The sequence below is a fragment of the Marinospirillum perlucidum genome, from assembly GCF_003336805.1.
Taxonomy (GTDB): domain Bacteria; phylum Pseudomonadota; class Gammaproteobacteria; order Pseudomonadales; family Halomonadaceae; genus Marinospirillum; species Marinospirillum perlucidum.
Window position 1 is genome coordinate 348,150 of the sequence record NZ_QFWJ01000003.1, and the last position, 14,175, is coordinate 362,324.

General features: G+C 53.8%; 14 protein-coding genes. 10 read left to right on the top strand and 4 right to left on the bottom strand.

The genetic code is table 11. The features are described from left to right. The first annotated feature begins 69 nt into the window (after positions 1-69). The 4 genes from DFK18_RS06435 (at position 70) to DFK18_RS06450 (ending at position 4,775) form a co-directional block, all read left to right on the top strand. Entirely contained in the window at positions 70-909 is an 840-nt protein-coding gene (locus DFK18_RS06435) for a CheR family methyltransferase (protein ID WP_114417409.1), read from the top strand. Positions 910-917: 8 nt separating this feature from the next. Beyond that, a complete protein-coding gene (locus tag DFK18_RS06440; protein ID WP_114417410.1) occupies positions 918-1,181 on the top strand; it encodes a late competence development ComFB family protein in 264 nt (87 codons plus the stop codon). Positions 1,182-1,435: 254 nt separating this feature from the next. Beyond that, entirely contained in the window at positions 1,436-2,419 is a 984-nt protein-coding gene (locus tag DFK18_RS06445; RefSeq protein WP_114417411.1) for a TAXI family TRAP transporter solute-binding subunit, read from the top strand. Between the two features lie 250 nt (positions 2,420-2,669). Beyond that, a complete protein-coding gene (locus tag DFK18_RS06450) occupies positions 2,670-4,775 on the top strand; it encodes a TRAP transporter permease (RefSeq protein WP_425451590.1) in 2,106 nt (701 codons plus the stop codon). Positions 4,776-4,834: 59 nt separating this feature from the next. On the opposite strand, the gene DFK18_RS06455 is transcribed toward DFK18_RS06450, so the two are convergent. Continuing rightward, the gene (locus tag DFK18_RS06455) at positions 4,835-5,287 is read right to left on the bottom strand and encodes a universal stress protein (RefSeq protein WP_114417413.1); all 453 of its coding nucleotides are present in this window, start codon (positions 5,285-5,287) and stop codon (positions 4,835-4,837) included. A 153-nt stretch (positions 5,288-5,440) separates the two neighbouring features. Between DFK18_RS06455 and DFK18_RS06460 the strand changes: the two genes are divergently transcribed. From DFK18_RS06460 to DFK18_RS06475, 4 genes are all read left to right on the top strand, one after another. Continuing rightward, complete coding sequence (locus tag DFK18_RS06460) at positions 5,441-6,484, top strand: methyltransferase (RefSeq protein WP_114417414.1); 1,044 nt, start codon at positions 5,441-5,443, stop codon at positions 6,482-6,484. 4 nt (positions 6,485-6,488) lie between these two features. After that, on the top strand, positions 6,489-7,250 hold the full coding sequence (gene cmoA, locus DFK18_RS06465; protein WP_114417415.1) for a carboxy-S-adenosyl-L-methionine synthase CmoA: 762 nt from the start codon (positions 6,489-6,491) through the stop codon (positions 7,248-7,250). Next, positions 7,247-8,269 (top strand): tRNA 5-methoxyuridine(34)/uridine 5-oxyacetic acid(34) synthase CmoB, encoded by a 1,023-nt coding sequence (gene cmoB, locus DFK18_RS06470; RefSeq protein ID WP_245944340.1) that lies wholly within the window; start codon positions 7,247-7,249, stop codon positions 8,267-8,269. The genes cmoA and cmoB overlap by 4 nt, the downstream gene beginning before the upstream one ends. Positions 8,270-8,389: 120 nt before the next feature. After that, the gene (locus DFK18_RS06475) at positions 8,390-9,163 is read left to right on the top strand and encodes a ferredoxin--NADP reductase (protein WP_114417416.1); all 774 of its coding nucleotides are present in this window, start codon (positions 8,390-8,392) and stop codon (positions 9,161-9,163) included. Between the two features lie 54 nt (positions 9,164-9,217). Here the strand turns inward: DFK18_RS06475 and DFK18_RS06480 are convergent, their stop codons facing one another. The 3 genes from DFK18_RS06480 to trpB all read right to left on the bottom strand — a co-directional run bounded on the left by DFK18_RS06480 (position 9,218) and on the right by trpB (position 13,125). Beyond that, on the bottom strand, positions 9,218-9,973 hold the full coding sequence (locus tag DFK18_RS06480) for a response regulator (RefSeq protein ID WP_114417417.1): 756 nt from the start codon (positions 9,971-9,973) through the stop codon (positions 9,218-9,220). A 172-nt stretch (positions 9,974-10,145) separates the two neighbouring features. Continuing rightward, positions 10,146-11,771 (bottom strand): methyl-accepting chemotaxis protein, encoded by a 1,626-nt coding sequence (locus DFK18_RS06485; RefSeq protein ID WP_114417418.1) that lies wholly within the window; start codon positions 11,769-11,771, stop codon positions 10,146-10,148. Positions 11,772-11,898: 127 nt separating this feature from the next. Next, a complete protein-coding gene (gene trpB / locus DFK18_RS06490) occupies positions 11,899-13,125 on the bottom strand; it encodes a tryptophan synthase subunit beta (RefSeq protein ID WP_114417419.1) in 1,227 nt (408 codons plus the stop codon). A gap of 170 nt (positions 13,126-13,295) precedes the next feature. On the opposite strand from trpB, the gene DFK18_RS06495 reads away from it, so the two are divergent. Further along, a complete protein-coding gene (locus DFK18_RS06495) occupies positions 13,296-13,628 on the top strand; it encodes a DUF3392 domain-containing protein (RefSeq protein ID WP_114417420.1) in 333 nt (110 codons plus the stop codon). Positions 13,629-13,664: 36 nt separating this feature from the next. Beyond that, on the top strand, positions 13,665-14,165 hold the full coding sequence (locus tag DFK18_RS06500) for a hypothetical protein (RefSeq protein WP_114417421.1): 501 nt from the start codon (positions 13,665-13,667) through the stop codon (positions 14,163-14,165). The last annotated feature ends 10 nt before the right edge of the window (positions 14,166-14,175 follow it).

Consider the following 14,175-nt stretch of genomic DNA (forward strand, 5'->3'; position numbering starts at 1 on the left):
GCAAATCGTAGCTTTTAGTCATTTGAGTTACTATTATGGTTAGTCATTTGCTGGTCAAGGGTGGTATGGATGTCTGTCACTAAAACCTTAAGCCCTCAGGAGTTCGAGGCCTTCCGCAATTTTTTGCAGGAGGCCTGTGGGATATTGCTGGGTGATAACAAGCAGTACCTGGTGACCAGCCGTCTGAACAAGATCATGGCGCAGCAGAATCTTGCCAGTCTGACCGATCTGATGCGCGCCATGCAGCGCAATCCCCGCTCGGGTCTGAAAGAAGCCGTCGTCGATGCCATGACGACCAATGAAACCCTCTGGTTTCGGGACGTGCATCCTTTCAATATTCTGGAACAGAAAGTCTTGCCCGAATTGGCTGCCAACCAGTCGCGTGAACCCTTGAAAATCTGGTCAGCGGCCGCTTCCACCGGGCAGGAGCCCTATTCCATCTCCATGGTGCTGGAAGAATTCAAGAAGAAGAATCCAAGTGCTTTTCGCATGGGTGAAAAAATTCTGGGCACGGATATTTCCGCTTCGGCACTGAGTAAGGCGCGTTCGGGTACCTACGAGATGCTGGCGATCGGGCGGGGTCTTTCCCAGGAGAGGCTGACCAAGCACTTTACCCAGACCGGCGAGGGGCGCTGGAAGGTCAATCCCAATATTCAGCGGCGCGTGGAATTTCGCATGATGAACCTGCTGCACAGCTACACAATGCTGGGCCGGTTTGATGTGGTCTTCTGCCGCAATGTGCTTATCTATTTTTCGGCGGATCTGAAGAAGGATATTCTCAAACGGATTCACGCCACTCTCAAACCGGGCGGTTATCTGTTCCTGGGGGCGTCCGAGGCCTTGTCCAACATGCCTGACAAGTATGAAATGGTGCAGTGTCGTCCGGGTATCATTTACCGAGCAAAATAGGTGAGCCTATGGTGACGGAGAATGTGCATAACTACTATGAAACGGCCCTGAAATCCCTGCTGTCACGAGAAAAGCGCCTGGATGGCAAGGATCAGGATTTTGTCGAGGATGTTATCTGCCTGACTCTGAATCAACTGCCTGCTTTCTATGTGCGCTTTGATGTCGATACCACCTTTTATATGTCCGAGGTGGAAATTCTGCAGATGGAAGAGCGACTCAAGGAGGCACTGGAAGTGGCACTGGCCAAAGTTGAAGCCCATCCCAGCCAGTAACCCGCTTTTACCTCTGATCACTAAGCACCCTTTTGCGGGTGCTTTTTTTATGCCTGCAAGCCGGTGGCGGAAGTTCGCCTGCCGATTTTTCCATCTGTGCGGATATCCGCACACCTAATGCGGCCTTCAGGGCCGCGAATCCAGTATCTGGGGCATTTTTACGCTTGGCATGGGCCTTGCAATTCTAGAAGGCGCTATTTAGCAATCGACGAAAGAAAAATCCTAGAAAAAAGATAATCAGGAGAAATCCCCCTATGCGTTTTAACACTGGAAAACTGCTTGTTGCGACTTGCACCGCAGCACTGATGTCCACGGCCGCTCTGGCAGATGATCACCGCAGCGATTGGCCCAACAGCATTACAGTTGGTACTGCCAGTCAGGGCGGCACCTATTACATCTACGGTTCCGGCTGGGCCAACCTGGTTGGTGAAGAGCTGGGTATTTCTGCAGGCGCAGAAGTAACTGGCGGTCCTGTACAGAACGCCACCCTGGTACAGATGGGCGAGCATGACTTCGGTATGGTAACAACCGGTCCTCTGGTTCAGGCTCTGCAAGGCAAGAGTGAACTGGCTCCTGGCATGATGCACGAAGACGTACGTGCTGTTTTCCCCATGTACCAGACAACTCTGCAGATCATCGCTCTGGCTGATTCCGGTATCGATTCGGTTTCCGACCTCGACGGCAAGACCGTTGGTGTAGGCCCTGCCGGCGGTACTGCGGATATGTACCACCCTCAGCTGTTTGAAAAACTGGGTCTGGATGTGACCACCACCAATGGCGGTGCTTCCGATCTGGCCGGTCAGCTGCAGGATGGCCTGATTGATGCCTTCGCTTTTGCTGCCGGTATGCCGGTTTCTGCTTTCAGCCAGCTGGAAGCCCAGGCTGACGTGAACATCTTCTCCTACTCCAACGAAGACATCGCCCAGATTTCTGCGGATTACCCAGAACTGAGCCAGGGTGTGATTCCTGCCAGCGTTTATTCTTCTGTTGATGAAGATATTCCTGCTCTGTCTCTGTGGAACTTTGCCATCACTCACAAGGACATGCCTGCTTCTCTGGTTTACCAAGTCACTGAAGCCGTTATGGAAAACCACGAGCGCATGCTGCAGATCCACGGTGCAGCCAAGGAAACCCTGCCTGAGAACGCCCAGTACAACACTATTGTACAGTGGCACGAAGGCGCAGCTCGCTGGTTTGAAGAAAATGGCGTAGACATTCCTGACAATCTGCAGGACTGATTCTAGGCTTTGAGTAAGTAAAGCTGACGCTGGCCCTCGGGCCGGCGTTTTAAGAAACCTCTGATTAACGACTGCGCGGGTTCTGCTGGCCACGTAACGTTAATCAGAGGCTCTTTAACACGAAAAATGTGAATTTCTGACGATGACCGATAAATCTCCTGCAGCTGCAGAAGCTGAAGCCTCAGATAAAATCGGTGCCGAAGGGGTATCCGATATTCCGCTGGGTCACAACGAGCGGGATCTGACCGGTATGGTGGGCAAGGTGATCTTTGCTGCCTGTGTTTTCTATACCCTGCTGCACCTCTATGCACTGAACATTGAACCCATTGAAACCTGGGCCTTTCGTATTCTTCACGTTGCGGGTGGCTTGTTGGTTGGTTTTGCCCTGATTGCGGCTTTTACTCTCGACAGAAATCGCGAGAAGTCCCCTATTTCTCCCCTGCAATGGCTGGTGTTTATTCCTGCCGGTCTGTTAATGCTGCAAGCCGCTCTGGGCATGGTTTACGCCTGGATCGCGCGGGAAGCCTACGGCCAGATGCTGCCTCCCGATTTACCCCTGGGAGATGGAATCGCTGTCTTACCCCTGGCTGCCTGGACCCTGGCTGCTGGAACCGTGATCGCTATCGTCAGTAGCTGGATCTGGAAAGAAGGCAATAACCGTGATATCCACTGGGCCGACTGGCTGCTGATGGTGGCTGCTGTTGTCGTGGCCGCCTATCTGCTGTTTGTGCTGGGTCGCTGGCGTTTGGCTGCAGGCACACCCATGGTCAGTAATACCGATTTCCTGGTGGCTTTCGCCGGGGTGATTCTGATCATGGAGCTGACTCGTCGTGTGGCGGGGATGGCGCTTCTGGTGATTACTGCGGTCTTCCTGATTTATGCTTTTGCCGGTCCTTATCTGCCCGGTATCCTCGAACACCGCGGCTATGATATGGATCGCTTCTTTACCTATATCTACACCGATAACGGCATTCTGGGGCCAACCACTGCGGTTTCCTCAACCTATATCATTCTTTTCATCACCTTCGCGGCCTTCTTGCAGGCTTCGCGCGTGGGTGATTACTTTGTTAATTTCGCTTTTGCTGCCGCTGGTCGTACACGGGGTGGCCCTGCCAAGGTCGCTGTTTTTGCATCCGGCCTGATGGGCATGATCAACGGTACTTCTGCCGGTAACGTGGTTGCGACGGGTAGTCTGACCATTCCTCTGATGAAGAAAGTGGGTTATCACCCCCGCAGTGCGGGCGGTATCGAAGCGGCTGCTTCGACCGGTGGTCAGATCGTGCCTCCCATCATGGGGGCGGGTGCCTTCATCATGGCCGAGATTACTGGCATTCCCTACACCGAGATTGCTATTGCAGCCCTGTTGCCTGCGGCTCTCTACTTCCTGTCCATCTACCTGATGGTTGATCTGGAAGCGCGTCGTGAAGGCATGTCCGGTCTTTCGCGTGACCAGCTGCCTCAGTTCGGCAAGATGGTGCGCCAGATCTATCTGTTCCTGCCGATTATTATTCTGATCTCCACCCTGTTTATGGGTTACTCGGTGATTCGTGCCGGTACTCTGGCCATGCTGAGTGCGGCCGTGGTGTCCTGGTTGACGCCTTTCCGTATGGGGCCAAAACAGCTGCTGGAAGCCCTGTCTCTGGGTGCGCGCATGGCGATTCCCCTGATTGCCGTCTGTGCCTGTGCCGGTATTATCGTGGGCGTGATCAGCTTGACCGGTGTGGGCGCTCGCTTTGCCTCCATGCTGCTGAACATTGCTGATGCCAGTCATCTGCTGGCGCTCTTCTTTGCCATGTGTATCAGCATTCTGCTGGGCATGGGTATGCCGACCACTGCGGCCTATGCCGTAGCAGCTTCCGTGGTGGCACCCGGTCTGCAGCAGATTGGCATTCCACCGCTGGTTGCTCACTTCTTCGTGTTCTACTACGCGGTTCTGTCTGCAATTACTCCACCGGTGGCCTTGGCTGGCTATGCGGCTTCGGCCATCTCGGGTACTGACCCTCTGAGAACAGCCATGACCTCCTTCAAGTTCGGTCTGGCAGCCTTTATCGTGCCCTTCATGTTCTTCTACAGTCCTGCACTGCTGATGGACGGTAGCTGGGATCAGATCCTGCGCGTGGCCATTACTGCCGGTATCGGTATCTATCTGCTCGCCGCTGCCGTTCAGGGCTGGTTCTTGAACGCAAGGGTCAACCTGATTCAGCGAGGTCTGCTGCTGGTCGCTGCACTGGCCATGATTGCCGGTGGCTGGATGACCGACCTGGGTGGCCTGGCACTGGCTGCTCTGATTCTGGTTTGGCAGCTACTGACTGGCAAGTCTTCCGCACCTGCTGAGGCGAGCCAGGAAAACAGTTAAAAACTCCTTGCCGAAGGTGTTTGGACCCTGCCTGGAAACAGGCAGGGTTTTTTTATGCTTCAGTCACGCACTGTCAGCACGGGAATGCTGGAGTGGCTGACTACCCGCTCAGCCATGGAGCCCACCAGTGCGCGTTCCAGGCCAGAACGGCTGTGAACGCCCATGATGATCATGTCAGCAGGGATTTTTTCGGCTGCTTCCAGGATATCCTGATAGCCACTGCCGACCAGGATTTCAGTGGTGATTTCCAGGCCTTCAGCAATTGCTGGAGCAAAATACTTCTGCTTGAAGGTTTCCATGTCTTCTTCGGCGTGCTGGTTGATTTCACGGATAAAGACATCGATGACATCAGCAGGGATGCGGCGACGACGCTTGTCAGCCAGTTCAGTGATAATATGCAGCAGATGCAGGCGGGCTCCGCTCATTTTTGCCAGACGGATCGCCTGATCAACGGCATTTTTGGAGCCTTCGGAAAAGTCAGTTGCGAGAAGCAGTGTTTTATATTCGGACATCTTGTCTACCTTCAGTTGTGAACACCTTGCCGAAGTGGCAAGTGAGTGAGCCTGCAATTAATTGCAATTGCTGTGCCATAAAGCGGCTGGTCAAGCTGGCATAAAACCTCTATCTTTAGCAGCCTTGAAATTCACCCTCTGAGAAGTTGAGTTATGTCGTCTGCCACCTCCAGCAGCCCCTTGGATGAAGTTATCCTGCGTCATCTGCCAGACTGGCAGGATCAGCCTCTGAACCTGGTTGCCCCGCCCGGGGATTTTCGTTTGGCAGCGCTCACGCCTGCAACGGCAGGGCTGAAAAAACGTCTCTGGTCAGCAGATTACCGTCAGTTGAATCCGGCCAGTCAGGCGGGCTGGACCCCATTTTTTGTCAGTGACCGGCAACCGGAACACCTGGATGGCCGCAGCCTTCTCTTCTGGCCTAAGGCCAAGGAGGAGGGCTACTGGTGGCTGCAGGAGTTGATGCCCAGGGTCGGTGAAGGCCTTTATCTGCTAGGCGATAACAAGGGCGGCATCAAGGCAGCGGCCAAGGCGTTGGAGAAGGCGGGATTTCAGCTGCACAAGGTGGATTCGGCTCGCCGTTGTTCACTTTATTATCTACACAAGGATGCTTCCCTGAGCCTGCCGCTGGAACCTTCTCATGAAGTGATCAGTGGCCCGGATCAACTGCAGTTGTGCAGCCTGCCCGGTGTTTTCAGCCATGGCCGGGTGGATGAGGGCTCCCTGTTGCTGATCGCTGCCCTGCGCGAGTCCTGGCAGGAGCTACCCCAGCAGGGGCGCTTGCTGGACATCGGCGCAGGAGGCGGCCTGCTGGGAGCCTGGATGCTGCATCAGGGCAGTGAGCTGGAGCTGACTGCCTGTGATGTCAGCGGTCTGGCCTTGCAAGCCACACGTCAGACGCTGGAACTTAATCAACTCAAGGCAGAGGTTCAGGCCGCCGATATCTTTACCGGACTGGACTTGAGCAAGCCGGTGGATCTGATTATCACCAACCCGCCTTTTCACACCGGTCGGGGAACAGACTATGAGTTGGCCAGCCGACTGATCAGAGAGGCCCCGCAACACCTGAAACCCGGTGGCCAGCTGTGGTTGGTAGCCAATCGCTTTTTACCCTATCCGGATCTTCTGGATGCGGCTTTCGGCGGCTTTAAACGCCGTGCAGAAACAGGAAAATTCACAGTTTATCAAGCAGTTAAATAAAGCCATGACCACTTCAAAAAAACGGGTTCGCCGTGATGCCCTTTTTGCTCATCCCCAGGATGAACTGGCCAGCTTTTCATTTGATGAAGAGGTAGCCCGTGTCTTCCCGGACATGATTAAACGTTCCGTGCCGGGATATTCGCAAATTCTGGGCATGGCCGGGGTGATTGCCCGCCGTTATGTTCCTGAAGGGGGACGCATCTATGACCTGGGAGCCTCCCTGGGTGCTTCTACCCTGAGTGTCGCCCAGCAGCTGGACCACCTGGAGCGGGTGCAGATTCATGCCGTGGATACCTCCGAAGCCATGAACGAGCGTTGCCGACAATTACTGGATCAGGAGTTGCCCCAGCGTGAGGTGGAAATTCAGTGTGCGGATATTCGCACACTCGATTACCAACCCTGTGATCTCATTCTGATCAACTTCACCCTGCAGTTTTTGCCCTTGGCGGATCGTCAGCCTCTATTGGATCGGCTCTTTGCGGCGCTGCGTCCGGGAGGGGCTTTGCTGCTGAGTGAAAAAATTCACTTTGAGGACTCGCGTCAATCCCAATTGCTCTACGAGCTTCACCATGACTTCAAGCGTGCCAATGGCTATTCCGACATGGAAATTAGCCAGAAGCGCACAGCCCTGGAGGATGTGCTGAGAACAGAGCTGGCCTCTACCCATCTGGAGCGCTTGGAAAAAGCTGGTTTTGATTTTGCCACCCAGTGGTTTCAGTACCTGAATTTCACATCCTTTCTGGCCATCAAGGGAGGCGAGGCATGAAGCAGCCGGATTTTTCCGATGTTTATCAGCTGATGGCCCACTATGGGCGCGAACACCCGCAGCTGCATACCTGGTTGGCTCTTTTACCGGGCCAACTGGCTGAAGCCCTGGATCGCCAGCGGCATCCCGAGTTTCACGGCTGGTGGCAGCGTATTCGCCAGCTGCCAGAGATAGAAAGTGCAGATTTTAACCTGCAAACGGCCGCAATAACCGCAGATCAGGGAATCCAGCCCGATGGGCAGCCACTGAGTGCAAATCAGAAAAAACAGGTCACCGGCCTGCTGCGCAATCTGATGCCCTGGCGCAAGGGGCCTTTTGATCTGCAGGGCACCTACATCGATACCGAATGGCGCTCGGATTACAAATGGGATCGGCTCCTGCCTCACCTTGGGCCTCTGCGTGGTCGTCGGGTGCTGGATGTTGGCGGTGGCAGTGGCTACCACGCCTGGCGAATTGCCGGGGAGGGTGCTGAATGGACCCTCTGTATCGATCCTTCACCACGTTTCTTTGCCCAGTTTGCTGCTGTCAAAAAACTGCTGGGCCGTGAAGGCCTGCCCCAAGTGCAGCATTTGCCTCTGGGAATTGAAGCCCTGCCTGCTGATCTGGAAGCCTTTGATACCCTCCTGTCCATGGGGGTACTTTATCACCGGCGTTCACCACTGGATCATCTGGCAGAACTCAAGTCAGCCTTGCGTCCGGGTGGTGAGTTGGTCTTGGAAACCCTGGTCGTGGACGGAGATGAGCAAACCTGTTTGCTCCCCAGAGGACGCTATGCCGCCATGGGCAATGTCTGGTTCCTGCCGTCAGTGGCTTGCCTCACGCTTTGGCTGGAGCGCCTGGGTTTTGCCGAGGTGCGCTGTGTCGATATCAATCAGACTTCTACGGCTGAGCAGCGCAGCACCGACTGGATGACCTTTCAGTCGCTTAGTGATTTTCTTGACCCGCAAGACCCCAACTTAACCCGTGAAGGCTACCCGGCACCCAAAAGGGCGATTCTGCTGGCCCGAAAACCGGAGTGATGTTCTATCAAAATAACTTTTTATAGAATAAGGGTATAAAAACAAAAGATTTAACCTCGGGATGCAAAAGCCCTAGAATACCCGATTAAATTACTAGGCTAAGCGTCGAGAGGTTACTCAATGAGCAAGTTTTATGCTGAAGAAGTCACCGGGGTTCACCACTGGACAGAGAGCCTGTTCAGCTTTACCACGACCCGTAGTGATGGTCTGCGTTTCAAAAATGGCCAGTTTGTGATGATTGGTCTGCAGGTGGAAGGCAAGCCTCTGATGCGGGCCTACAGCATTGCCAGCCCCAATTATGAAGAGCAGCTGGAATTCTTCAGCATCAAGGTACCCGATGGCCCTCTGACCTCTCGTTTGCAGCACCTTCAGCAGGGTGATGAGATCATGATCAGCAAGAAGCCAACCGGTACTCTGGTGCTGGACGATCTTCTGCCCGGCAAGAATCTCTACCTGTTCAGCACTGGCACCGGTCTGGCGCCTTTCTTGAGTGTGATTCAAGACCCGGAGACCTATGAACGCTTCGAGAAGGTCATTCTTCTGCACGGGGTGCGTTACAAGAAGGATCTGGCCTATGAGAGCTTTTTAACTCAGGAACTGCCCAAGCATGAATACCTGAGTGAAGAAATCCAGAAGAAGTTTATCTACTATCCCTGCGTCACTCGGGAAGATTTTGTTCATCGCGGGCGGATTACCGACCTGGCTGCCAGCGGCCAACTGGCCCAGGATTTGGGCCTGCCGGAACTGAATCCGCAAACCGATCGCGCGATGATTTGCGGTAGCCCCAATATGCTCAAGGATATCAGCAAGATGCTGGACGACCGAGGATTCAATATTTCGCCGCGAATGGGTGATCCCGGTGACTATGTGATTGAAAGGGCTTTTGTCGACTAAGATGCTGACGAGCTGAAAAAATCCCCCGGAGGTCATGGCCTTCGGGGGATTTTTTTATTCGTTTTTATTGCTGAGGCGACGTGTTGCTTCAATGTAGTCAACCAACAGGGTGCGGGTTTCCGCCGGCATGGGTTGAAAACGTGTCGCCACGCGGATTTGTTCAACTCTGGAGGGATGCGTGGGATCAGCTTCGAGACGAATTACCTGGCAGGGGAGGATGAGTTCCTGTTGGGTGCTCGGATGTAAAACCTTGACTTGCAGCTTGTCAAAGACAGTTATTCCACGTACAGGTTCATGCTCACAGAGGATCAGCATGCCGGACAGGGAGATATCGATCAGATCGCCATCCACACTGGTTTCAGTGCCAAACTTCATTTCAGCCTTTTGGCCCTGGGAGGCTTTGATGCGCTCGGCGTTGCGCCTTTCCATCCGGCCTCGCGCCAGGAAGACCTTTTCCACCAGTTTTTTGGCGGTAAAGGGTTTGACCACAAAAGAGGTCACTCCCAGTTGAACAGCTGTTACCAGCGAGTCGCGGTCGCCCTTGGAGGTGATCATGATAAAAGGCAGGTGGGCAGTCTGGGGGTTTTCACGAACGGCAGCCAGAAGTTCATCGCCAGCCATGACCGGCATTTCCCAATCACAAAAAATCCAGTCAATTTCAGGATGCTGGTTCAGTAGCTGCAAGGCTTCTTTGCCATCATTGGCTTCCAGGATTTCTTTGCAGTAGAGGCGGTCTCGCAGGACGCTGGTAATGGCTGTACGGGCTGTTGCTGAGTCATCAACTACCAAGACAACATCTTTTTCAAGCATGGGCTTTTCCCTAGGTAACAGCTTCACTTGACTTGCTAGTCTAAGTTGAATAAAAGAAAAATTATAGGCTTAGTGACAATAAATGCACATTTTATCACCGTAAAAAGGCAGTCTTTGCAGACTGCCTTGCTGAATTGTTGCTTCTTGTCCGGATGCCAGTGATCAGGGTCAATTAATCGAGTTTGAAATCCTCGACCAGTTGTTCCAGATGATCGGCCAATTTTACCAGATCATCACTGACTTGCGATGATTTGCGAGCATCGGCCGAGGTTTGTTGGGCAATGGTGCCAATATGAGAAACCTGGCTGTTAACCCGGCCGGCCACTTCCTGCTGCTCATTGGCAGCATTGGCCATCTGGGCATTCAGGTTGCTGATGTTATTCACCGCGTCGGCAATGGTAATCAGGGAGTCCCCGACCTTCTCTACATCGGAGACGCTTTTTTGAGCTCCCTCGCGGGCTGTTTCCATCATGGCAACAGCACCCTTGGCTTCTTCCTGGAGGCGGTCAATGGTGCGTCTGACTTCCTGGGTGGCTTCATGAGTACGGTTGGCCAGCGAGCGGACTTCATCGGCAACCACGGCAAAACCCCGTCCACTTTCACCGGCACGGGCTGCTTCAATGGCGGCGTTTAAGGCGAGAAGGTTGGTCTGTTCGGCAATGCCAGTGATGATTTCCAGTACCTTACCAACGTCGTCACTGTATTGATCCAGCGCCTGGATGACTTCTGAAGCCTTGTTGAGGTGATCGGTCAGTTCATGAATACCGGCAATGGAGGTATCGGTAATGCTGCGGCTGGAGCTGGCTTCCTGATCAGCCTGGCTGGAAGCTTCGGCAGTACGTACAGCATGTTCACGGGTTTCGTGGGCACTGGCCTGCATCTGTTCCATGGAACTGGCCATCTGTTCGGTTTCACTGTGCTGGGCACTGACCGCATTGACGGTTTCTTCTGCCACGGTAGAGATGGTATGGGCTGAAGATTTCAGGGTGCGGGTGGTGGAGGCCACCTGGCGCAAGCTGGCAGCAAAGCGTTCCAGCATATTGTTGAAGGTCGCTGCCAGAACCCCGATTTCGTCCTGGCTTTTGATGGTCTTCAGGCGCACCGTCAGATCCGAGTTATTTTCCACCTGTTGCATGGCCGAAGTGACTCTTTGCAAGGGGCGAATGATCAGGCGGTAAAGGAGATAGGAAATGAGCACCAGGCCACCGATAAACAGCAGGGTCTGGATGCCACCCAATTGCAGCAGGTTGGTGTTGATCTGGCTATCCAGTTCGGCCAGGGAGTAGCTAAGGCGAATGGCACCCAATTGCTGGCCTTCTTCGCCCAGGTGGCAGTTCATGCAGTTGGTGCCACGGTAATCCGTCTGGTTATAGACAGGCTGGAGAACAGTCAGAATACGGCCTTCGGGCGTATCGCGGATTTCGCGTATGGCCTCACCCTGAAGCGCGCGTTCATCCAGTTGGTCCTGGGGTTGATCGATATCTGCACCAGGCCCAAAGAGTTTGCGAACCTGCTCTGCCCGGAGTACACGGGCTTCGGTAATACCGGGTTGGCTGAGCACCTTCTCGCGATGGACTTCCCGGAACTGGGCCAGGGTGCCCGTCAGCATCATGATGTTCAGGGTATCCAGATAGGAATCGGCCATGTCGGAAACATTTTGTTCCATGGTCTCTTCCACCATGGCCCGTTCACTGCGAACAGTGAATACCATGGAGGCGATCATGACCACGAGCAAAACACCCAGCAAGGCTGCATTGACTTTGGTTTGGATAGAGGCGTTTGCAAGCGACTTATTCATTCATGTTCTCCGCCTTGAAGACGTTTGCTGTCTGGACCCGAGTAAGGTGTATTCTACGCCCATTTTAAAACCAGGCTAGATAAAATTACCTTGATCCAGAACAGCAAGCAGAGGCCTGGCCGAGTGGTCAGAGGTTTAGTTTTTCAGCCACAAAGTCGGCATCCTTGTCGCCGCGGCCTGACATATTAATCAGTATACTGGTTTGTGGACCCAGTTGCTTGGCTTCCTGCATGGCCCAGGCCAGCGCATGAGCAGACTCCAGAGCCGGGATAATACCTTCCAGCTGAGACAGCTTCATAAAGGCATCCAGACAGCCTTTATCATCAATGGCATGGTATTCGGCGCGGCCCAGATCCTTCAGGTAACTGTGGTGAGGCCCGACGGAGGGGTAGTCGAGTCCCGAGGCGATCGAGTAAACCGGATCGGGTTCACCTTCCGTGTCCTGCAGCATATAGGAGTGGAAGCCATGCATGGTGCCAGGCTTGCCGTAGGAGAGGGTAGCGGCATGCTCACCCTTGCCCAGGCCATGGCCGGAAGGCTCGACACCCACCAGTTTGACCGCCTCTTCATCCAGAAAACCGGAGAAGATACCCATGGCGTTGGAGCCGCCACCGACGCAAGCAACAACGTAATCGGGCAACTGGCCGGTCATTTCCGGGAATTGCTGGCGGGCTTCACGACCGATGATGGACTGGAAATCACGAACCATCATGGGGAAGGGGTGGGGGCCGACCACCGAGCCGATGGCATAAAAGAAGTTGTCCGGGTCTTTCATGTACTCTTCAAAAGCACTATCCACGGCATCCTTCAGGGTCTTGGTGCCGCTTTCCACGCTGATCAACTTGGCACCCAGGATTTTCATCTTGGTGACGTTGGGGTGTTCCTTGGCAATATCGACGGCCCCCATATGGATTTCGCAGGGCAGGCCGACGAGGGCACAGGCGGTGGCCATGGCAACCCCGTGCTGACCGGCACCGGTTTCTGCCAGTACCTTGGTTTTACCCATGTGCTTGGCCAGTAGGGCCTCGCCCAGAGCGTGGTTGATCTTGTGCGCGCCTGTGTGGTTGAGGTCTTCACGCTTAAGATAAATCTTGGCGCCGCCGCAGGCTTCGGTCAGGCGTTTGGCAAAATAAATGGGGCTGGGGCGACCTACGTAATGCTGGTAGAGTTCGGTCAGTTCGTGCTGATAGTCTTCGGTCTCACGGATCTTCAGATAAGCCTGGGCAATATCATCCATGATGGCTTTCAAATGCGGGGGAACGGCCTGACCGCCATAGGGGCCGAAATAACCTTCTGCGTCAGGAAGCATCAGGGCACTGGGTGTTTTCTTGGTATTATCGGGTGTTTGAGTCATCTTCTGCTAACGCCTTGTGAATCAATAATTAAATAAGTAGCCAGACTACTCTAACCTGAGTGGCTGTTACCTCCAATACCCCTGGTAACAAAATGATATGCTTGGAAGTTGAACTGCCATAGCAGCAGCTTATTATTGAGCAACAATAATCAACACTTGGATTATCTTTTATGGACCTCATTAACGAAATTCTTTGGCGCTCGGGCAACTGGGCCCATTCACACCTGCAGGATATTACTCTGGCTTTTGTAGCCACTTTGCTGGTGGTTTACGGTGATAATATTAATGGTCTGGTAAAACGCCAGCTGCGCCCCTACCCGCGAATCGTCCGCATCAGTGGCTTCGTTCTTTTGTGTGCTTTTGGTTATGGTGCGCTGACAGTGCTTTTGACGCCGGTTTTGGGCAACTGGCTGGGACTGATTCCGGTCAAGTGGCTGTTGCCTTTGGTAGTGGCACTTTTCCTCTTGATTGGATGGATGGCTGAACGTAAGCGCCAAGTCTAGTATAATTAGATAAATCTAATTAACTGGAGTGGCCTCATGTCAGTAGCGACCCCTATCTCAGGAGTATCCGGTGAACTCAGGCAGCGGCCTGCAGCTTCCAGTCCCTGGCAGTTCTGGCAATTTTTTTCCTTCAAGGACAAGAGTTATTCACTCTATGCCTTGCTGGAAGCGGGCAAGTTGCACCCGGCCAGAGCTTTGCACCTGGGTGTTTTTGATGACCCGGGGAGTCTGGCGGCGCAACAGGTGCGTTTCCTGGATGAGCCCAAGACCACGGTTGCTTTGGAGCTGGCACCCGAAACCCTTCAGGCATGGCTGGCTGATCCTGAAAACAGGCAGGCCCCGGCATTTGTGGGCCAGTTTGGTACGGCCTGGAGTGGTTACGGTCTGCGTCCGGCTGATGATCAGGGCAATCGGGTGGAAGTCATCTATGCGGCTGACCGGCGTCATGAATGGTTAGGGGTGTTTACCCAGGCCGAAGCTTTTGCTCATATTGAACTGGATTACGATCGGCGCAGAAGGCGCTGTCTCTTGTGTTGAAATCAAAAAT